Origin of the sequence: Paenibacillus cymbidii, from assembly GCF_004764705.1 — a bacterium.
GTDB lineage: Bacteria > Bacillota > Bacilli > Paenibacillales > NBRC-103111 > Paenibacillus_AN > Paenibacillus_AN cymbidii.
The window spans coordinates 32,121-51,902 of the sequence record NZ_SHLX01000005.1 but is presented as its reverse complement, the minus strand read 5'-3'; the positions used below and the strand labels follow the sequence as shown (position 1 = coordinate 51,902).

At 58.2% G+C, this 19,782-nt stretch carries 22 protein-coding genes; 15 read left to right on the top strand and 7 right to left on the bottom strand.

Annotated features, from left to right (window positions below; all coding sequences use genetic code 11):
• Positions 1-86 precede the first annotated feature (86 nt).
• From EXY20_RS08855 to EXY20_RS08845, 3 genes are read right to left on the bottom strand one after another with little or no spacing between them, the layout of a single operon-like run.
• On the bottom strand, positions 87-749 hold the full coding sequence (locus EXY20_RS08855) for an ABC-2 transporter permease (protein WP_135549885.1): 663 nt from the start codon (positions 747-749) through the stop codon (positions 87-89).
• The gene (locus tag EXY20_RS08850) at positions 746-1,609 is read right to left on the bottom strand and encodes an ABC transporter ATP-binding protein (protein WP_135549883.1); all 864 of its coding nucleotides are present in this window, start codon (positions 1,607-1,609) and stop codon (positions 746-748) included. Before EXY20_RS08850 ends, EXY20_RS08855 begins: the two co-directional genes overlap by 4 nt.
• A complete protein-coding gene (locus tag EXY20_RS08845) occupies positions 1,606-1,986 on the bottom strand; it encodes a GntR family transcriptional regulator (protein WP_135550340.1) in 381 nt (126 codons plus the stop codon). Before EXY20_RS08845 ends, EXY20_RS08850 begins: the two co-directional genes overlap by 4 nt.
• A 336-nt stretch (positions 1,987-2,322) precedes the next feature.
• On the opposite strand from EXY20_RS08845, the gene EXY20_RS08840 reads away from it, so the two are divergent.
• From EXY20_RS08840 to EXY20_RS08830, 3 genes are read left to right on the top strand one after another with little or no spacing between them, the layout of a single operon-like run.
• Complete coding sequence (locus tag EXY20_RS08840) at positions 2,323-2,883, top strand: NUDIX hydrolase (RefSeq protein WP_135549881.1); 561 nt, start codon at positions 2,323-2,325, stop codon at positions 2,881-2,883.
• Positions 2,884-2,933: 50 nt separating this feature from the next.
• On the top strand, positions 2,934-3,332 hold the full coding sequence (locus EXY20_RS08835) for a hypothetical protein (protein ID WP_135549879.1): 399 nt from the start codon (positions 2,934-2,936) through the stop codon (positions 3,330-3,332).
• Between the two features lie 18 nt (positions 3,333-3,350).
• Positions 3,351-4,874, top strand: coding sequence for an alkaline phosphatase family protein (locus EXY20_RS08830; RefSeq protein WP_135549877.1), 1,524 nt, complete (start codon positions 3,351-3,353; stop codon positions 4,872-4,874).
• 296 nt (positions 4,875-5,170) lie between these two features.
• Here the strand turns inward: EXY20_RS08830 and EXY20_RS08825 are convergent, their stop codons facing one another.
• Complete coding sequence (locus EXY20_RS08825; RefSeq protein WP_135549875.1) at positions 5,171-6,289, bottom strand: glycoside hydrolase family 172 protein; 1,119 nt, start codon at positions 6,287-6,289, stop codon at positions 5,171-5,173.
• Positions 6,290-6,424: 135 nt separating this feature from the next.
• On the opposite strand from EXY20_RS08825, the gene EXY20_RS08820 reads away from it, so the two are divergent.
• The 4 genes from EXY20_RS08820 to dgoD all read left to right on the top strand — a co-directional run bounded on the left by EXY20_RS08820 (position 6,425) and on the right by dgoD (position 10,107).
• Entirely contained in the window at positions 6,425-7,288 is an 864-nt protein-coding gene (locus EXY20_RS08820) for a helix-turn-helix transcriptional regulator (protein ID WP_135549873.1), read from the top strand.
• A gap of 31 nt (positions 7,289-7,319) precedes the next feature.
• On the top strand, positions 7,320-8,114 hold the full coding sequence (locus EXY20_RS08815) for a Nif3-like dinuclear metal center hexameric protein (protein ID WP_167859100.1): 795 nt from the start codon (positions 7,320-7,322) through the stop codon (positions 8,112-8,114).
• 161 nt (positions 8,115-8,275) lie between these two features.
• Positions 8,276-8,959 (top strand): FadR/GntR family transcriptional regulator, encoded by a 684-nt coding sequence (locus EXY20_RS08810; RefSeq protein ID WP_135549869.1) that lies wholly within the window; start codon positions 8,276-8,278, stop codon positions 8,957-8,959.
• A complete protein-coding gene (gene dgoD / locus EXY20_RS08805; protein WP_135549867.1) occupies positions 8,959-10,107 on the top strand; it encodes a galactonate dehydratase in 1,149 nt (382 codons plus the stop codon). Before EXY20_RS08810 ends, dgoD begins: the two co-directional genes overlap by 1 nt.
• A gap of 7 nt (positions 10,108-10,114) precedes the next feature.
• Here the strand turns inward: dgoD and EXY20_RS08800 are convergent, their stop codons facing one another.
• Entirely contained in the window at positions 10,115-10,315 is a 201-nt protein-coding gene (locus EXY20_RS08800; protein WP_135549865.1) for a hypothetical protein, read from the bottom strand.
• A gap of 165 nt (positions 10,316-10,480) precedes the next feature.
• On the opposite strand from EXY20_RS08800, the gene yidD reads away from it, so the two are divergent.
• The 3 genes from yidD to EXY20_RS08785 all read left to right on the top strand — a co-directional run bounded on the left by yidD (position 10,481) and on the right by EXY20_RS08785 (position 14,101).
• Positions 10,481-10,759, top strand: coding sequence for a membrane protein insertion efficiency factor YidD (gene yidD, locus EXY20_RS08795; protein ID WP_135549863.1), 279 nt, complete (start codon positions 10,481-10,483; stop codon positions 10,757-10,759).
• Between the two features lie 380 nt (positions 10,760-11,139).
• Positions 11,140-13,140 (top strand): methionine--tRNA ligase, encoded by a 2,001-nt coding sequence (gene metG, locus EXY20_RS08790; protein WP_135549861.1) that lies wholly within the window; start codon positions 11,140-11,142, stop codon positions 13,138-13,140.
• 427 nt (positions 13,141-13,567) lie between these two features.
• The gene (locus EXY20_RS08785) at positions 13,568-14,101 is read left to right on the top strand and encodes a hypothetical protein (protein ID WP_135549859.1); all 534 of its coding nucleotides are present in this window, start codon (positions 13,568-13,570) and stop codon (positions 14,099-14,101) included.
• A 51-nt stretch (positions 14,102-14,152) separates the two neighbouring features.
• Here EXY20_RS08785 and EXY20_RS08780 read toward each other — a convergent pair whose 3' ends face one another.
• Positions 14,153-14,917, bottom strand: a complete 765-nt coding sequence (locus tag EXY20_RS08780) for a DUF1980 domain-containing protein (RefSeq protein WP_167859099.1) — start codon at positions 14,915-14,917, stop codon at positions 14,153-14,155.
• Positions 14,918-15,240: 323 nt separating this feature from the next.
• On the opposite strand from EXY20_RS08780, the gene EXY20_RS08775 reads away from it, so the two are divergent.
• The 4 genes from EXY20_RS08775 (at position 15,241) to EXY20_RS08760 (ending at position 18,667) form a co-directional block, all read left to right on the top strand.
• Entirely contained in the window at positions 15,241-16,197 is a 957-nt protein-coding gene (locus EXY20_RS08775) for a metal ABC transporter substrate-binding protein (RefSeq protein ID WP_135549854.1), read from the top strand.
• A 75-nt stretch (positions 16,198-16,272) separates the two neighbouring features.
• Entirely contained in the window at positions 16,273-17,064 is a 792-nt protein-coding gene (locus EXY20_RS08770) for a metal ABC transporter ATP-binding protein (RefSeq protein ID WP_135549852.1), read from the top strand.
• Positions 17,065-17,080: 16 nt separating this feature from the next.
• Positions 17,081-17,887 (top strand): metal ABC transporter permease, encoded by an 807-nt coding sequence (locus EXY20_RS08765; protein ID WP_135549850.1) that lies wholly within the window; start codon positions 17,081-17,083, stop codon positions 17,885-17,887.
• A 66-nt stretch (positions 17,888-17,953) separates the two neighbouring features.
• Positions 17,954-18,667, top strand: a complete 714-nt coding sequence (locus EXY20_RS08760; RefSeq protein ID WP_135549848.1) for a cytochrome c biogenesis CcdA family protein — start codon at positions 17,954-17,956, stop codon at positions 18,665-18,667.
• A 70-nt stretch (positions 18,668-18,737) separates the two neighbouring features.
• On the opposite strand, the gene EXY20_RS08755 is transcribed toward EXY20_RS08760, so the two are convergent.
• Entirely contained in the window at positions 18,738-19,112 is a 375-nt protein-coding gene (locus EXY20_RS08755; RefSeq protein WP_135549846.1) for a hypothetical protein, read from the bottom strand.
• 188 nt (positions 19,113-19,300) lie between these two features.
• Between EXY20_RS08755 and mntR the strand changes: the two genes are divergently transcribed.
• Positions 19,301-19,723 (top strand): transcriptional regulator MntR, encoded by a 423-nt coding sequence (mntR, locus tag EXY20_RS08750; protein WP_135549844.1) that lies wholly within the window; start codon positions 19,301-19,303, stop codon positions 19,721-19,723.
• Positions 19,724-19,782 lie beyond the last annotated feature (59 nt).

Below are 19,782 nucleotides of genomic sequence, written 5' to 3'. Positions count from 1 at the left end.
ATATGCGAGGAACATTATATCACGAGAGAGTCGGTTGACGATACCGGAAACGCGCGGGAAGACAGGCCGAAAACCATGCTTGCGGGTTATAAATCCCGCCGTCGGTAAAAGGCGGCCGACAGCAAAAACGAAACGAACAGAAGCACGGCGACGATAACGACCGGCAAGCCGTATTGCACGGCGCCCGACTGTTGCGTCAACCAGTCCGCCAGCCCGAAGAAAGGATCGCCGAGCCACAAGCTCAGCTTAAGCAGCAGAAAACCGGCCACGATGGCGGCGATGATGACGAGCATATCGAGCACCTGTACGATGCGGCCGCCGAAGCGGAAATAAAGCGGATAATAGATCGCGTAAAATACGAGCAGCGCCGCCAGCGCGATGCCGATCGACGAGGCGTCGAAACGCGGCAAATCGTCTCCCGGAAGCAGAAGCAAGGAGAGCGCGCGGCACAGAAGGGCAGTGCCGAAGCCAAGCGCCGCGAACAGGAAGAGACCGGCGTATTTGGCGACGACGACATCGAGCCTTCGCAGCGGCAGCGAATGGAGCAGCACGGCTCCGCGGCCGCGCTCGTCCGTTTTGGCGGCGAACATGATGAGGAAATGGCCGAGAATAACCGCGGGAACGGCAGCCGGCAAATTTTCGAAAGCGCCCGACAGGAAGATGACGGCGAACATGAACAACACGCCGATGGCGAGGTTTTTTTTCTGGATGCGAATATCTTTCAGCAGGAGCGGGACGATGGTCGTCATGGCAAATCTCCTTTGCGCACGGAATACACCATTACTTCGTCTAGCGTCGGACGTTCGATCGTCGCGAGACCGGCGAAGAGCCGTTCGGCTTCCGCGCGGTCGGCGGCGAGACCTTCGAACCCGTACGGCGTCTCGCGCAAGCCGACGAACAGGCGGCGCACGTCGCGGTCGAGCAGCTTGGCCGGGCCTTTGACCAGCGCATGGCGCCCGAGCCAATCGTCCAGGCTGCCGCTGTACAGCATCCGCCCGCGATACAGGAACGTGACGTAGTCGGCGATCCGGTCGAGATCGTTCGTGTTGTGCGTCGAGAACAGCACGGTCCGGCGTTCTTCCTTCATCAAATCGCGCAGCATCTGCAGCAAGTCGTAACGAAAGATCGGGTCGAGTCCGGAAGTCGGCTCGTCCATCACGATCAACTCCGCGTCGTGCGACAGGGCGAGCGCGAGCGACAGCTTGAGCTTCATGCCTTTGGACAAGTCGCGGATGCGGCGGCGCTCGGGCAGTTCGAAGCGTTCGAGATAGAGCCGGTATTGCGGCTCGTTCCACTGCGGATAAAACGAAGCGAAAATCCGCTTCATGTCGGTGATGCGCAAATGATCGTAAAACGGATGCTCGTCAAAGACGAAGCCGATGCGCCGTTTGATGCTCCGCTCATCGCCGTCGTACGATTGGCCGAACAGGCGCACGTTGCCCGCATCCAGGCGGATCAAGCCGAGAATCGCCTTGATCAGCGTGCTTTTGCCGGAGCCGTTCGGACCGATCAGCCCGCTCACGTAGCCGGCCTCCAGGCTGAAGCTGATATCCCGCAGCACAAAACCGCGGTACTGTTTGTTCGCGCCCGTCACTTCCAGCACGTTCATTCGTTCCCCTCCTCGGCAAAGTGGCGAATGCTCCGGATCAGCGTCTCCGCCGTCATCCCGAGCGCCCGCGTTTCTTCCAGCAGCCTGACAATGCCGGCTTCCCATTCCTTGAGCCGCATTTCGCGAATGAGCTCGCGGTTGCTTCCGGAGACAAAGCTGCCTTTGCCGGCGATCGTTTCGATCAGCGACTCCTTCTCCAGCTCCTCGTAAGCGCGTTTCGTCGTGATGACGCTGATTTGCAGCTCGGCCGCCAGATGGCGGATCGAAGGCAGCGCCGTGCCCGCCGCCAGTTCTCCGCTCATGATCGCCCGTTTGATTTGCTCCTTGATTTGCTCGTAAATCGGGGCATCGCTGCGGCCCGAAACGATAATGTTCAGCGCGCTCACCTGCCTGTGCATATCGTATATACTGTATATAATTATTATATACAGTTTGCAAACGTGTCAACAGAAATCGTCGTTCATCGCCGCGAAGCGTGGTATAATGATTTTATTCGTCGATGCAATTCAGCGAAGCAGGCTCGGCGCAAGTGGTGAAAATCATTGCCGATTGGACCTGTGAAGCGGTCCAATGCGGTAATGATTTTATTCGTCGATGCAATTCAGCGAAGCAGGCTCGGCGCAAGTGATGAAAATCATTGCCGATTGGACCTGAGAAGCGGTCCAATGCGGTAATGATTTTAATTTGTCGCTAAAGGTGGACTTGCACAACTTATGGAAATCAATTTTTGCCTGTCATGCGGGCATGCGCTGGAAACGCGAGTGATCGACGATATCGCCAGACGGGCTTGCCCGGCCTGCGCGTTCGTCCATTGGGGCAACTACAGCATCGGCGTCGGTGCGCTGATCGCCAAGGAGGGACGTATCCTGCTCGTTCGCCGGGCGCAGGACCCGGGCAAAGGCTACTGGACGAACCCGGGCGGGTATATCGAGCAGCTCGAGTCGATCGACAAAACGATCGTGCGCGAAGTGCAGGAGGAGTGCGGCATCACCGCACGCGTGAAAGGCGTTGTCGCGCTGCGCGATCAGCCGCGCGCGATCCACAACGTGTACATTGCCTTTGCGATGGAGTATGTAAGCGGCGAACCGGTGCCGGACAATGTGGAAGTGGACCGGGCCGGTTTTTTCAGCCTGGAGGAAATGGAAGCCATGAACGTCGCACCGTTTACCCGTTGGCTTGTTGACGTAGCCTTGAACGGCAAAACCGAGGGGCTGCTGGTCGATCCGGTGCTTCCGGCGCCTTCGATGGCCGGCTATGGGCTGTTCCGCGTCTGAGCTCCGGCATCATTGGCTTCATCAGGAACCGGCGAAGGAGGTCGTTACGCATGGACCGTGGGTTTATGCAACTGGCGGCGCTGGAAGGCGAACTGAAGCTGTCGCACAAGAAGTCCGATTTTGGCCTGACGGTATCGACCAAAGAGCTCGTGCTGCAGAAGCCGCACGTCAATTACTATATGAAGCTGGCGAATATATACAGCATTGTGCCTTTCCAGACGGCCGGCTTCAAGGCGGTCACGTTCGCCAGCCGCAAGGCGGCAGGCAACGAAATTTCGCACCTGTCGCTCGGTTCGCCGCATTACCGAATCCGCGTCAGCGAGGCGCTTGTGCACAACCGCAGCGGCCAGTTCCGGATCGGCGACTCGCAGTTCATCATGCCGATCCATGTTGCGCTGCTGCGCGCCATCGCCGAGCATGGCGGAATGAACACGATACTTACCGACTGATCGCTGTGGAGGAACGGCATGAAATCCGCTTCGTTGTTCGAAATTGTCGCCGCCCGCTGCTGGAATGTGCTGAACGAAGGGAAAACGTTCACGCCGGTATTCGTGCTGGCGGTGTTCGCCATCGCCCTCGCCGGCGGGCTCGACTTTGCCGCTTATTGCGGCGCGGCGGCGCTGCTGCTGCCGCTCGGCGTCATTTTTTACGTTTACGACTATCCGCTGCATTTGCGCTGGTTTTTGCTGCCGCCGTTGGCGGCATTCCTGCTGTTATGGGGCGTTTTTCCCGTGGGCCTGTTCGTATGGGCGGTGCTGCTGTATCTATTTTTTACTGTCTTTTTTTGGGGAACGCTGTATTACCATTTGCGCATCGGCACGACATGGTGGAATTTTACCCGCATCTGGAAGCTGTTTCTGATCAATTCGGATTCGACGAGCGGCAATCCCGGCGAACAGTTGCCGAAAACGCTGCTGTTGCTGGCGGCGTTTGCCTGGGGCTACGATGGCTTGACGGGCGCGACCGATGAGGCTTGGAGCGGGTGGGGCAGTTTTTTTGGCGCGACTGGTCCGTGGCTTGGCTACTGTGCGTTTGCTGCGGCGCTATTCGTGTACAGCTGGGCGGCTCATCGCTTGCTGTTCACCTGGAAGCCGGTCGAATCGCAAACGCCGACACCGGAGCAGCCGCCGCTTGCGGCGCCGGCCCGGCGCGTCGTTGTGCTCGTTATCGACGGCTGCCGCAAGGAGCGGTTCGAGCAGGCGGATGCGCCGTTCCTGCATCGGCTCATGCGCGAAGGCGTCTACTATGACCGCATGGAAACCGTGTACCCGGCGCGTACGGTCGTTTGTTTCTCCTCCATGTTCACCGGGGCGAACCCGCGCGAGCATGGCATTCGTTCGAATATGGTATGGAAGCTTGGCGTGCGGGTCGAAAGCATCTTCGACTCGCTGCGCAAGCAAGGGCGCAAAGGCATTCTGTTCGGCTGCGCGCACCTGATCGACGCGTTCGGCGACGACGTCGCCAGCTTCACGGCCGTCGAAAAAAACAGCGTCGTCGACATCAAAATCATCGAAGAAGCGAAACGGATCATGAAGCGGGAACGGCCGGACCTGATGGTCGTGCAGCTGATTGCGGTCGATCAGACCGGCCACAGCCGGGGGGTCCTGTATCCCGAATACGCGGCGCAAATTAGCCAGTCGGACGAATTGATCCGCGGCTTCTGCGAGTGGATGGAGGAGGAGGGGCTAGCGGAGGAGACGACCTATATTGTGATGGCGGACCACGGTCAGGGCAACGGCATCGGCGGCCACGGCCATCTCGATGTCGGGGAGCGGTTCGTGCCGTTCGTGATGTACGGCCATGGCGTGCGCAGCGGCGTGCGGGTCGGCGAGCCGAACAGCATCGTTTCGGTGGCGCCCACGATCGCTCATCTGCTCGGCGCGCCGGTGCCGTCCGGCTCGCGCGGACGGGTGCTGACGGAAGCGCTCGACACGCGGCAATCCGGGGCGTCGGCCGCATCATGGCAGCCGGGTGCCGAAAATAACCAATGAAAAATGGCTTATTTGCCCGATTTGGAGTGTCTTGTCGGAAATAGCCAGCGAAAACACTGGTTATTTGGGCCAAACTGACGCAATCCAGGCTGATCGACTCGAATAGCCAGCGAAAACACTGGCTATTTTGTGGCGACTGCCCGTTTTTTGCGGAATAGGCAATAAAACATGGCCTATTTCGCAATTCGCGGTTATCGGACCCTTTTCTTCCCTTTCGGCAACCGTAAAACGGGCCTCTTGCGCACAAGAGGCCTTTTACGCGAGCGTTACCGTTTCGTCAGGAGGGCTGCGCAAGCTTATTTTTCGTTGCCCCACAGTGTGGGCGAATTGCCCATCGCGCCGCGCCAGGCATGGCGCCAGCGGTGCACGTCGACCGGTCCGATGACCGGCATGTTGACGCGGCTGGCGGCGGGCGGCAGCGTGACGAACGTTTTGTGCGGCTCGGTCTGGTACCAGTACGACACGGTGCACAGATCAAGCGTCAGCGCGTTGTCGTGGCCGTGCTCGATGCTCGCGCGCAGCGACTTTTCGAAGTAGACCGGATCTTCGAGGAAGAACCGGTAGCAATGCGTGCGGCCCATCCAGCCGAGCTTGTCCGGGATGCGCGCGTAGCCGAAGTACGGGTGGGCGTACAATTCGTTCGGGCACCACGAGCTGTTGAAAAAATCTTCCGTGCCGGTGCCGTGCAGCGAACCCGGCCAGCATTCGCCGTCGATCATCCACATGTCGTCGCCTTCGCCATACCACATCGGCCCCGGGCTGTCGACATAGTAGTTGATGCCGACAAAATGGCCTTTGCCGGCGATATCGGCGAACATATAATTGTGCGCGTCCGTCTTGTTCGGCGACTGCGGGGCGATAATGCTCCACTCCGTTTCGCCTTCGGCCGGCTGCACCCCCGTCACCTCGCGATTCCACCAGGCGTGGAATCGTCCGGCGTCGTCCGGCATCGAGTCATGCTCCTCGTAATCGACGTAATAATACAGCGACACAATGTCCTGGTCCGACTCGTTCGTGATCGTAATCCGCGCTCCGTCGCCGAACGGCATCGGGAAGTAGCTGTTGAGCGCCCGGCCGCCGGCAGGCGCGGCGGCAAGAGGCAGCGATTGAAAGATGTACTCCTCGCCCCAGCCCTGGCCAAAAAAGTCGCCGAGCGGCGATTCGACGCTCGGTTCCGTCTCCCCGTCCCAGTACATACGAATTACCGCGTTCCGGCGAATGAATTTATCCGGCGCGTTCAGCGTCATCCAGATGTGCCGGACGATGCCGGCTCCCGGAATGACGGCGATGTCGACGGTCGAACCGGCGGGAACGGGAACGCAGTCCTTGTTTCCTCCCGTACGGTCGTAGCTCGATTGGCGTTTCGTGCGGACGCCGTTTTGCAGCCGGTAAATCGATCCCAGCGGTCCTTGCATCGGTTAAACACCCTCTCTGGCGATATAAGTTTCCTCCCCATTATAGAAATCGCGGCGCGGCTTCGTATTTAGCAAGCGCCTAGGATAATTTATCAATTGTTGCTATAATGGGCGTTGACGGGGAGGACGACGCGGATGGGTTTGGAAACGGTTTCGCCGTACGTGCGGCTGGCGCTCGACAGCTATGTGGCCTATCCGTGGCTGATCCGGGAGCGGCAGTTGTGGGACTACGAAATTTTGTATTTGCAGCAAGGCCGTTTGCGCGTAATCGTCGAGGACCGCGAGTACGAAGGCGAACCGGGCGACATCTTCGTCTTTCGGCCGCGGGTGCGGCATACGATTGCGCTCGTCGGCGAACAAACGGTGCGCCAGCCGCACGTGCATTTCGATCTGAACCAGCTGCCGGACAGCGCGGAGGTCGGCATTTCGTTCGTGACGGAAGCGGCGATGGGCGATAGGGAGCGGGGCTGGTTTCGTGCGGACGCGCTCGCGGCGGCCGGCGTCGACTTGCCGGAACGGCTGCGTCTGCGCAATCCGCTTGTGTTCGAGAAGCTGCTGCACGACCTGATCGCCGAGTTCCGGTTGAAGATGCCCTTTTACGAGTTGAACCTGAAAGGCATGCTCGTCAAGCTGTTGATCCACATCATGCGCGAGCATCACTGGGCCAAAACGCCGCATGTCGGCGGCCGGATTACGGAGCTGCTGCGCGTGCAGGCTTATTTGAACCATCAGACCGGACGCGAGGTATCGCTCGACGACTTGTCCGCGACATTCAACTGGAGCAAATATTATTTGACCCGCCTGTTCAAAAGCGCCTTCGGCATGAGCCCGATCCATTACCACCAGCTCGTCCGGCTCGAAAGGGCGAAGGAACTGATTCGTTTCACCACGTACTCCATGACGGAAATTGCCGATATGGTCGGCTTTCCGAATATCCATGCTTTCAGCCGCGCGTTTAAGGCGAAAGAAGGTGTACCGCCTTCGGCGTATCGGCGGTAAGGGACTCATTATCGATAAGGAGCCTGAGCTTATGACCATTACGGTGCAAATGATTGTGGACCGGCTGATCGAACCGGCGGGCAAGCGGGAGCAGACGGTGGACACGCTCAAAAGCGGCAGTCCCGATGCCGCGGTTCGCAAAGTCGCCGTCGTGTTTACGGCAACGTATGCGGTCATCCGGCAAGCGGCGGAAACTGGAGTTGACCTGCTGATTACGCACGAGCCGACGTACTACAACCACCTCGACGAAACGGACCTGCTGGCCGGCGACCCCGTGTTCGAACGGAAACGGGCGCTGATCGAACAATCGGGTGTGGCGATTTTCCGGCTTCACGACTACATCCATCTGTACAAGCCGGACGGCATTCTGAGCGGCATGCTGCAAGCACTGGAATGGGAAGCGTACGCGGACCCGGAACGGCTGCACGTGCTGACGCCTCCCGCGGATGAGGGGCACACCTCGCGCACGATCGCCGAGCAGTTGAAACGCAAGCTTGGCATCGACAGCATGCTTGTTGCCGGCGACCCGGACATGCCGGTGAAACGGTTCGCCATCAAGCCCGGCGCTGCCGGCTTCCGCTCCCATATGCAGCTTCTGGCAAAGGAAGAAATCGATCTGCTGGTCGTCGGCGAAACGAACGAATGGGAGACGAACGAATACGTCAGAGACGCTGCCGATATGGGGCTGGTCAAGGCGCTGATCGTGACCGGCCATCAGAAGAGCGAAGAAGCCGGCATGTCGACGGTCGTCGGGATGTTGCGCGAATCGTTTCCCGAGCTGCAGGTGGAGATGATCGCGGGGCCGCCGGCGGTAAGGCGAATATGATTGGATCAGCCTCGGACTGCTGCGGAGCTTGGCGGCAGTTCGGGGCCGCAAATACGGCCATCCGGCGACGCTTGTTTCCGGAAAATCTCGTCTTCCCAAAATTCATCTGATGAATTATACTATTTTTAGTTATCATCATAGGAATAATCGGAGGTTGATGCATGGCCGGCAAATTAGCCTACGAAAAGGTGTACGACGAAATGAAGCGGCGGATCGCAAGCGGCGAATGGGAGCCGGGCAGCCGGCTGCCGACGATCGAGCAGCTGTCGGCGCTGTTCGGCGTCGGCGTATCGACGGTGCGCGAGGCGGTGCGCATTCTCGGCAAGCAGAAGATCGTGCGCATCGAGCAGGGCCGCGGCACGTTCGTCAGCAGCGAGCTGTCGGCATCGCCGCCGCAGCTTGTCGACGTGCTCGAGCGCGCGTCGATCCGCCAGTTGACGGACGCGCGGCTGATCGTCGAGCCCGAGCTCGCCGCGTTGGCCGCCCGCCATGCGACGGCGGAAGCGCGCGAGGCGATTGTGCGCGACGCCGAAGCGATGCGGCGGAAGGCGGCGGCGGGCCGCGATTTTCTGGCCGAAGATATCCGCTTCCACGAGCGAATCGCCGCCGCAGCGGCAAACGAAGTGTTGGCGGGCATGATGGCGCACGTGAACGACCTGCTGCTGGACAGCCGCCGGACGACGATGAAGTGGCCCGGCATGAATGAGAAGGCTTCCTCGTACCATATGCTGATCGCCCAGGCGATCGCGGGGCGCGACGAAGAGCGCGCGCGGACGCTGATGCGGCTGCATCTTGAGGATATGCGCAACGAGCTGGACAATGACGAAACGAAGGAGCGACCTTAATGAAGATTCGTTCGATGGAGCTGTTCAAAGTGCCGCCGCGGTGGCTGTTTCTGAAGATGACGACGGAGGAAGGCGTTGTCGGCTGGGGCGAGCCGATCGTCGAAGGCAAAGCCGATACGGTAGCCGCCGCCGTGACGGAAATGAGCGAATATTTGATCGGCAAGGACGCCCGCCGCATCGAAGATATTTGGCAGGTGCTTTATCGCGGCGGCTTTTACCGCGGCGGTCCGATTCTGACCAGCGCCATCTCGGGCATCGAGCACGCGCTCTGGGATATCAAGGGCAAAACGCTAGGTGTACCGGTTTACGATTTGCTCGGCGGTCCGGTGCGCGAGAAGATGCGCGTCTACGCCTGGATCGGCGGGGATCGGCCGGCGGAAGTGGCGGAAGCGGCCAGGCAGCGCGTCGCCGAAGGCTATAAGGCAGTCAAAATGAACGGCACATCCGAAATGGAATGGGTCGACTCGTTTACGAAAGTGGAAGAAGCCGCAGAGCGGCTGGCCAGCGTGCGTGCGGCGGTCGGGAACGGCGTTGGCATCGGCGTCGATTTCCACGGCCGCGTGCGCAAAGGCATGGCCAAGCTGCTGATGAAGGAGCTTGAGCCGTACAAGCCGCTGTTTATCGAAGAGCCGGTGCTCGCCGAAAACAACGACGTTCTGCCGGAGCTGGCGCGCCACACGTCCTCGCTGATCGCCACCGGCGAACGGATGTTTACGCGTTGGGATTTTAAAGGTTTGCTGGCGCAGGGGGCGGTCGACATCATCCAGCCCGACCTGAGCCATGCGGGAGGCATTTGGGAAGTGCGCAAAATCGCCGCGATGGCCGAAGCGTACGATGTTGCCGTTGCACCGCATTGCCCGCTCGGACCGATTACGCTGGCAGCTTCGCTGCAGCTCGACTTTTGCACGCCGAACGCTTTTATCCAGGAACAAAGCCTCGGCATCCACTACAATCAAGGCTCCGACTTGCTCGACTATTTGGCCGACCCCGCCGTGTTCCGGTATGAAGACGGGTACGTGCTGCGGAGCGACAAGCCGGGACTCGGCATCGACATCAACGAGGACAAGGTGCGCGAGATGGCCAAGGTCGGCCATCAGTGGCGCAATCCGATCTGGCGCAACGAGGACGGCTCGTTGTCGGAATGGTAGGCGCCGCTTACAGCTGCGGCTCGTACGTGCGTTCGAGCTGCTCCGCCAGCGCCATGAAGCTCGCTTCGTCGCGAATGCCGACGCCGTATTCGTAGAAGCGGCACAATTCGTCGAACGGTTCGCTGCGGGCCATACGATAGTAGGAAATACGCGGCACGTCGCCGCGCAGCGCGCGAATCAGATCTCGTTTGCGTTTGGAGTCGAACATGGTGGGTGCCCTCCTTGCCTCGGTCGAAAAAGTTTTTATTCCCAGTATGGGTGGGCCGATGGCGGAATATACGGGCTGCCGCCGGTCGGTCATTGGCGGCGACTTGACCGCCGGCGGCGGAACCGTTAATGTGAAGGCATACGGGAAGAAACGGAGCGATGCGGCATGTCTGGCGGAACGAAGCTGGCCCGCGCGATCGTCAAGGCGCCTGTCCGATTTTACCGCACCTTCATATCGCCGCTGAAGCCGCCGACGTGCCGCTTCTATCCGACGTGCTCGGAATATGCGCTGCAGGCGATCGACGAACACGGCGCTTTGATCGGCATGAAGCTGGCGGTCGTGCGCATCTGCAAATGCCATCCGTTCCACCCCGGAGGGGTCGATCCGGTGCCGCCGAATCCGCGCAAACGAAGCGGCGACGATTCGGGCACAGGCATAACTTGACAGGGCCGGGGTCGCTTCGCTATAGTGCTAGTAAGTAAATCAATGAATAGCACGCTCGATGACGGGATAAGTACGCGCGAGTCAACCATTGCAGAGAGCCGGGGTTCGGTGCGACCCGGTATGGGAGCCGGCGGAAGATGGTCCTCCGAGAGTTTGCCTTCGAACGACGCTGCGCTGCCGCGGCGCGCAAGGGGGCAACGTACGCCGGCGTTAACGGCTGCAGTCGACTCTGACTGCGCAAGCTCCTCTCCCGCGAGGGAAGGAGGAAATGTGGGTGGTACCGCGTGAGCGCAAGCTTTCGTCCCCGTGGGGATGAGGGCTTTTTTTGCATTTGGCCGGCATTTGCCGGGCGATAGACCCTTGACAAGGAGATGATGAACATGACCGAACCGAACAAAACCTTTTACATCACGACGCCGATCTATTACCCGAGCGACAAGCTGCATATCGGCCATGCCTACTGTACTGTGGCGGCGGACGCGATGGCCCGGTACAAGCGGCTGCGCGGCTATGACGTCATGTTCCTGACCGGGACGGACGAGCACGGCCAGAAGATCGAGCGCAAGGCGCAGGAGAAGGGCGTCAGCCCGCAGCAATTTGTCGACGGCATCGTCGTCGGCATTCAGGATCTGTGGCGCAAGCTTGACATTTCGTACGACGATTTCATCCGCACGACCGAAGAGCGGCACAAAACGTCGGTGCAGCGCATTTTCCAGCAGCTGCTCGACCAGGACGACATTTACCTCGGCTTGTACGAAGGCTGGTACTGTACGCCGTGCGAATCGTTTTTCCAGGACCGTGAGCTCGTGAACGGCAATTGTCCCGACTGCGGCCGCCCGGTGGAGTTGGTGAAGGAAGAGAATTATTTTTTCCGGATGAGCAAGTATGCCGACCGGTTGTTGCAGTATTACGAGGACAACCCGGATTTCATCCAGCCGGAATCGCGCCGCAACGAGATGATCAACAATTTCATCAAGCCGGGGCTGGCCGATTTGGCGGTGTCGCGCAGCACGTTCGACTGGGGCATCAAGGTGCCGGGCAATCCGAAGCACGTCATTTATGTCTGGATCGACGCCTTGTCCAACTACGCGACGGCGCTCGGCTTCAAGTCGGCGGACGACAGCAAGTACAGGACGTTCTGGCCGGCTGACGTGCATCTGGTCGGCAAGGAAATCGTTCGTTTCCATACGATCTACTGGCCGATCATGCTGATGGCGCTTGGCGAGCCGCTGCCGAAGAAGGTGTTCGGTCACGGCTGGTTCCTGACGAAGGAAGGCAAAATGTCCAAGTCCAAAGGCAACGTCATCGATCCGGTGGTGCTGATCGACCGCTACGGCCTCGATTCGTTGCGCTACTTCCTGCTTCGCGACGTGCCGTTCGGCTCGGACGGCACGTTTACGCCGGAAGGGTTCGTCGAGCGGATCAACTTCGACCTCGCCAACGACCTCGGCAACCTGCTCAACCGCACGGTGGCGATGATCGACAAATATTTTGGCGGCGACGTGCCGGCTTATATTCCGGACGCTACCGCTTACGACGCTTCCTTGCGCGAAACGGCGCAGTCGGCGGTGGAGAAAGCGGAAGAGGCGATGGAGAAGATGGAGTTTTCCGTCGCGCTGACCGCGATCTGGACGCTGGTCAGCCGCACGAACAAATATATCGACGAAACGCAGCCATGGGCACTGGCTAAAGACGACAGCCGCCGCGGCGAGCTTGGTTCCGTGATGTACCATTTGGCCGAATCGCTGCGGATCGCTTCGATTATGTTGCAGCCGTTCCTGACGCGGGCGCCGGAGCGCATCTGGCAGCAGCTTGGCGTTGCGCCGGGCGATCTGACCGCGTGGGACAGCATCCGCCGCTTCGGCGCGCTGCCGGCGGGCACGCGCGTTGCCAAAGGCGAGCCGATTTTCCCGCGGCTTGACGCGGAGCAGGAAATCGCCGCGATCGCGCAGGCCATCACCGGCGGTGCGCACGCCGCGGCGGTGGAATCGCCGGCGGGAGGCGCGAGCGGCGAGCCGCAGGCGGCAGCGGCGGTAGTGGCGCCGGGCGAACGCGCCGAGGAGATCGGCATCGACGACTTCGCCAAAGTCGAGCTGCGCGTGGCGCAGGTGCTCGCCGCGGAGCCGGTGCCGAAGGCCGACAAGCTGCTGAAGCTGCAGCTTGATCTCGGCTTCGAGCGGCGGCAAGTCGTCTCCGGCATCGCCAAGTTTTATACGCCGGAGCAGCTCGTCGGCCGCAAAGTCATTTGCGTGACGAACTTGAAGCCGGTCAAGCTGCGCGGCGAAATGTCGCAAGGCATGATTCTCGCCGCGTCGGAAGGCGACAAGCTGACGCTGGCCACCGTGCCGGACGACATGCCGAACGGCGCGATTGTGAAGTAAGTGGTTTGGGAGCCGGCCTTGCGGGGCCGGCTTTTGTGTTTGCGCGATGCCCCTTCGGCGCAGCCGGAGTGGGTTTGTTTGGCGTTTGGGCGGCGGCTGGCCTCGCTTTTCAAAATAAGCCCTATTTTCTTGGCTATTTCGCCCAAAATGGGCAGTCGTCACGAAATAGCCAGCGATTTCACTGGTTATTCGTGTGCAACTGCCCGTTTTGAGGGTGTCTGGTCAAAATAGCCAGTATTTTCACTGGTTATTTTTGAGGTAGCGAAGGAAAAAGCGGGAATAGGCCATTTATTATGGCCTATTTTGCCGGTTGTTCGAGCGATACCGGAAGGATCATAAACTAATCATCCCGATTGCGATTTTTACGTCGGACGAGGCGCGCGAAGAGCCGGATTCGTTCAGCATGTCGATACCCGGTCACGATATTTTGCGTTACCGCTTTCTTAAAGTGGAGCTGAAACGTCATCATTGGCGGCGGTTTATTGAATCGGATAATCCGGTCGCTGCTGCGCTGCTTGCCAAAATGGCTTATAATAAAGCTGAAGCGCGCGATGTGCGATTCGCTTATCTGCGTATGATATTGCGGCTCCGCAAAAAACTGGACGGCGCCCGGGTGGCGTTGGTTATGTCGGTAGCCGATTTGTATTTTGATCCGAAGCAAGAGACGGACGAAGCGCTGTTGCGCGAATTGCACGAGCAATATCCCGAGGAAGGGGTGGCCGAAATGGAATTGATGCCCGCATGGAAACGTTGGGGTTATGAGGAAGGCATCGAAAAAGGGATCGAAGAAGGCTTGGAAAAAGGATTGGAAAAAGGTTTGGAAAAAGGCTTGGAGCAAGGAGAAGAAAAAGCCAAACAAGCGATTATCCGCAAAATGGTGGCCAAAGGGTTTACACCCGAACAGGTTGCGGAAACGATAGAGGTTCCGCTGGAGGAAGTAATCAAAGCGATGGCAAAATAATGGGTTATGCCAGACGCAGTCTGCATGATCCTGCTCCTGCATGCAAGACGGCTACCGATCAAGCGTTTCCTTGACCGCTGAAGCTCTAATGAACATCACCTGTTTGCCCCCATTATCCTTCTGTGCCAGTCGCCCGGTTACAAGTACCCGTATGCCGTTTTTGACCGCCGTACCCTGTGGCAGTTCAACCAACATGCCGGTCGGCGCAGGGCTGCCGGACGTGGCGGCAAGAAAGATTTGATCGGTCTTCGTGCCAGGGGCCCGACGGACATATCCGCTTGCTTCAATCGATTTGCCCACGAACCGGCCCGGAAACCGATCGATGGCTTGCAATGTTTCTGCGAAATGTTCGTTACCCATCTGAATGACGGTCTGTTGCGCCAGCCTGTCAGCCAACTGTTCTGCTTGCCGGGAAACTGTATCGCCGAATGCGGCAGTTTGCGTTGCCCTGCCATGCGTATGGAAGCCGGCGCTGCCGGGGCGGGGGTCCGGGATGAAGATGCCCAAGAAAAACGGGAACGCCAGCAAGGCGTAAACGAAAGTATGTGTAAGCAAGGAACCGGACGCCGGCGAATGCTCGCAATCGCACTCGACTGGAAGCGCCCGTTTGCGTACAACGCGATAGGCCGTATAAAGCTGATAGGCGCCGATCGTCGCCAGCAAGACGGCGGCCAACTTGACGGCAACCACCATCCCCGATGCGACATAATCGACGATATGGCCGCTGCGCGCCAAATAAACGACGGCGAAGGCCCATCCGTAAAGCAAAACCGCCCGGATCGTCGCATGGATCGCGATTTTGTTGTTTGCAGGCATCGCGGCACCCTCCCTCCATAAGCAAGCTTCAACCGGCATGGTTCAACTTATTCGGGCAAGCACGGAAATAGACATGCCTCTCTGCGCATAAGAATGTCTAACAGCGGGGGAGGAAGTGAACAATGGGAAGGAGCGAAGATTGTCATAGTTATAGATCGAAGCAAATCAGCGCAGCAGCAGGCCCGGCGCTAGAGGCAACTATCCTTGCAGTAATCGTAATTATTACATGAAATTCGTTGACAGCGGTAAAAAGCAGGCGCTATAATCAGGCTTGAAAATAATAAAGATTACGATTAACCTGTGTCGTGAGAAAGGATTCATTCATGAAACGATGGTTTACCGGTATTGCTTTGGCCGCAGCCATATCGCTGGTTTCGCTGCTTTCCGCTTGCACGGCCGGCAGCGCCAAGCCTGTCGACGGCAAAACGAATGTTGTCACCAGCTTTTATCCGCTCTACTACTTTGCCGTTCAGATTGGCGGCGATCATGCGCACGTGGTGAATCTTGTCCCGGCCGGCGTCGAGCCGCACGATTGGTCGCCCAAGAGCCGCGATGTCAGCCTGATTAACAAGTCGCAGCTTTTCGTCTATCAAGGAGCCGGCTTCGAGGCGTGGGTGCCGGATTTGCTTCAGAGCATGCCGAAGGATGCTTCCGTCCGTATTGTCGAAGCAAGCCAGGGGCTGGCGCTGATCCCTTCCTCGGATGACGAGGAGGAGGGGCTCGGCAAGGAAGCAGACCACGGCCACAACCATGCCGAAGGTTACGACCCGCATGCCTGGCTCAGTCCGCCAAACGCCAAAAAAATGGCGGAAACGATTAAAAATGCCTTCGTCGCCGCCGATCCCGCCAACGAGGCGGACTATGAAGCGAACTTCGCCCAACTGGCGCAACGCTTCGACGAGCTTGACGCCAAGTTCAAGAAAGAGCTTGCCCAGACGAGCAAAAAAGAGATCGTTGTCTCGCATCGGGCGTTCGAGTATCTGTGCCGGGAATACGGGCTGACACAGAAAGCGATCATGGGGGTATCTCCCGACGCCGAGCCGACGGCGCAAGATTTGAAGCGGATCAACGCGTTCGTGAAAGATAATGGGGTAACGACGATCTTTTTCGAGGAATTGGTTTCCGATAAACTGGCCAAAACGCTGGCCAAAGACGCCAAGGTAGGGACGGCCGTATTGAATCCGTTGGAAGGGTTAACCGACGAGCAGCAAAAGAACGGCGAAGACTACTTCAGCGTCATGGAGAACAATTTGCAAAATTTGCGCAAAGCTTTACAATAAGAAGAGATTCGGGAACGGGCTTGCCGCGCCGCAACTGGCGGCAACCGCGGCGCAAGGAAGCGGGGGGATGTTCGGATGGCGGTACGGAAAAATTCGCAAACAGATTGCCATCGGCACGTCGTGACGCTGGACAACGTGACGTTTGCTTTCGACCGGAAGCCGGTCATAGGCGGCATCGACCTGCATATTTTGGAGCGCGACTTTGTTGGGTTGGTCGGCGCGAACGGAGCCGGCAAAACGACGCTGCTTCGGCTTATCGTCGGTCTGCTGAAACCGACAAGCGGAGTTGTCAAGCTTTTTGACGAGCCGCTGGACAAGTTTCGCGACTGGGAGCGCATCGGTTATGTGCCGCAAAAAAATGCATTCAACCCGCTATTTCCGGCCACCGTCGGAGAGGTCGTGTTGTCCGGGTTATACGGGCGCAAAAAAATGTTTCGCCGCGTGACTCCTGACGATCGGCGCAAATGCGCGGAAGCGATGGAAGTGATGGGCATCGAAGATTTGGCCGCGCGCAAAGTCGGGCAACTGTCCGGCGGGCAGCAGCAGCGCACGTTTTTGGCGCGGGCGCTGGTCGGCAATCCGGACTTGCTCATCCTTGACGAGCCTACCGTCGGTATCGACGCCGAGACGCAGGCAAACTTTTTTAAGCTCATCCGCCACATGCACCAGCATCACCACATGACGCTGCTTATGGTTTCGCACGATCTTGACATGCTGAAGTCGTACATCGGCGAAGACCCCGTGAAGACGGCCGGCAAGCTTAAATTTTATATCAAACATACACACAATCCGGAAGATTGCGGCGAAACGAGTTTGGCGCACACGCTGGCCGAGTTCCGGCGCCGGGAACGCGAGGAAGTTACCTGAGGGAGAGAGAACGAGCGTGGATATTTTTTTGGAGCCGTTTTTTCAGCGGGCGCTGATTGGCGGCCTATTGATCGGTCTTACCGCGCCGCTCATGGGCATCTTTCTCGTACTGCGCCGGCTTTCCATGATTGGCGATACGTTGGCTCACGTATCGATTGCCGGCGTGGCGATCGGTTTCCTGATGAATATTTACCCGACCTTCGTCGGGTTGGTCGTCGCCGTTGTTGCGTCTTTCGGCATCGAATGGCTGCGCAAAGCGTACAAAACGTATGCCGAGCTTTCTATCGCCGTTATTATGTCAGGCGGCGTTGCGCTGGCGACGTTCCTGTTTTCGCTCGGCAAAGGATTTACGATGAACGTGATGAGCTACTTTTTCGGCAGCATCTACACGCTCGACAGCTCGGACCTGTGGCTTGTACTCGGCGTAACGGCGCTTGTGCTTCTTACGGTGCTGTTCAATTTCAAGGAAATGTTCCTGATGCTGTTCGACGAGGATGCCGCCGGTGTAAGCGGCTTGCCGCTTGCCTTCTACAACCGGCTTATCACGGTGTTGACGGCGCTCGTGATCGGCGTATCGATCAAAATTGTCGGCGCCCTTCTCGTTTCTTCGCTGTTGACGATTCCGGTAGCGGTCAGCCTGACGCTTGGCCGCAGCTTCAGGCACTCGGTCGGCATTGCCGTCATCGTATCCGAGATCGCCGTCATCGGCGGCTTGTCCTGTGCCGGAATCTGGAACCTGGCGCCAGGCGCCACTGTGGTGCTGATGCTGATCGCCGTGCTGGTGCTGGCGCTGTTGACGGGACGGCGCTGGCGGTTCCGTTAACGCAAGGTTCGTGTTCTTGCCGCTCATGACGCCGACCTGCAAGTCACCTCTTAAAGGAGTCCGTTTATGCAAGAAGCTAACCTGTGGATCGCATTCTGGGCCGGATTCGCTTCCTTCGTTTCGCCGTGCTGCCTGCCACTCTATCCTTCTTATCTCTCTTATATCACGGGCATTTCAGTAGGAGAGATCAAGGCAGGAGGAGCGAACGCCGGTGTCAGGTTCCGAACGCTCACTCATTCGCTTGCTTTTATTGCCGGTTTTACAATCGTTTTTATTTTCCTCGGCATGGGAGCGGGGCTGATCGGCAACCTGCTGTTCGATTACCGCGATTTGATCCGCCAACTGGCGGCGCTGCTCATCTTGCTGATGGGTCTGTTCATGCTCGGCGTCTTCCAGCCGCAATGGCTGCTTCGCGAACGCAAATTCCAATTCAAGTGGAAGCCCGCCGGTTATTTGGGCTCCGTGCTGATTGGCATGGGCTTCGCCGCCGGCTGGTCGCCGTGCGTCGGCCCGATTCTCGGCAGTATCTTGTCGATTGCGGCGACCGAACCGGGCACGTGGTTTCCGCTTATGCTGGCGTATTCGCTTGGATTCGCCATTCCGTTTTTTCTACTTGCGTTTTTTATCGGTTCGACCAAGTGGATTTTGCGCTATTCGAACTTGCTCATGAAAATCAGCGGCGTGCTGATGATTGTGATCGCGATTCTGCTGTTCACCGGCCAAATGACGCAAATTACGATCTGGCTGAACAAAATAACGCCGGAGTGGCTCAAATTTTAGCCCCCCGGCAAAACAAGCCTCTTGCCGCAACCGGCGCAGGGGCTTGTTTGTTTACGTTTACGGGCACGATTCACACGTTCTCCGCCTCCGCAAAGTCGGCGAACAAATCGCCTGCTGTCAGCACTTGCGCGATTTCCGGCTCTCCGGGCAAGTCGAGCGGCGTATGCAGCATGACGACGGGAGCCATGTGTCTGCAGGACAACCGAACCTCCACCTCGAACTGATCGAACGAATCGTCGACCGCAACTTCCTGATCGTATGTCGTGTTTGCGGCGAGTGTAGTCGAGAACATTTCCGCCACCGATTTTGGCGATTCGGCCGTATTCCAGACGATCACATTGGCGGCTTCCGCCCTCATCGAGCGATTGTTGACTGTGATGCGCAAGCGTGCCGTTCTGCCGCGCGGCTTGCGAATCGAGCCTGTCGAGTATACATAAACCGCCATCCGGGCCGACACCTCTTTTGCGTGTTTGCTTATAACAGATGCCTGCGGGCATTCGTTTGCTTGGGCGTTTGCTTGGACAGCGGCAGGAAATAACCGGAAACTTGCGAGGCGGAATGAGCGGGCGGTCTGCTTGCTTGTTACTGGTAAATCGTTTATCATACAAGAGTAGTTTGAGTGGAGGGATTATATTGGCGACGCCAAGCATGGAAGATTATTTGGAGCGAATCTACAAGCTGATCGACGAGAAGGGGTACGCCCGCGTATCCGACATCGCCGAAGGTCTGGAGGTTCATCCGTCTTCCGTCACCAAGATGATACAGAAGCTGGACAAGGACAAATACTTGATTTATGAGAAATATCGCGGCTTGATCCTGACGACCAAAGGCAAAAAAATGGGCAAACGGCTGGTCGAGCGCCATCATTTGCTGGAGCAATTTTTGACGACAATCGGGGTGCAGGACGAGAATATTTATAAAGACGTGGAAGGCATCGAACATCACTTGAGCTGGGATTCGATTACGTGCATCGAGTCGCTGGTCGAATATTTCCGCCGCGATCCATCGCGGGAAGAACAATTAAAGCAAGTACGCAGCGAATTGGAAATGGAATAGAAAAACGAATGAACAGCCGGTTGTGCCGCAAGAAGGCAGGCCGGTTTTTTCATGGTTGC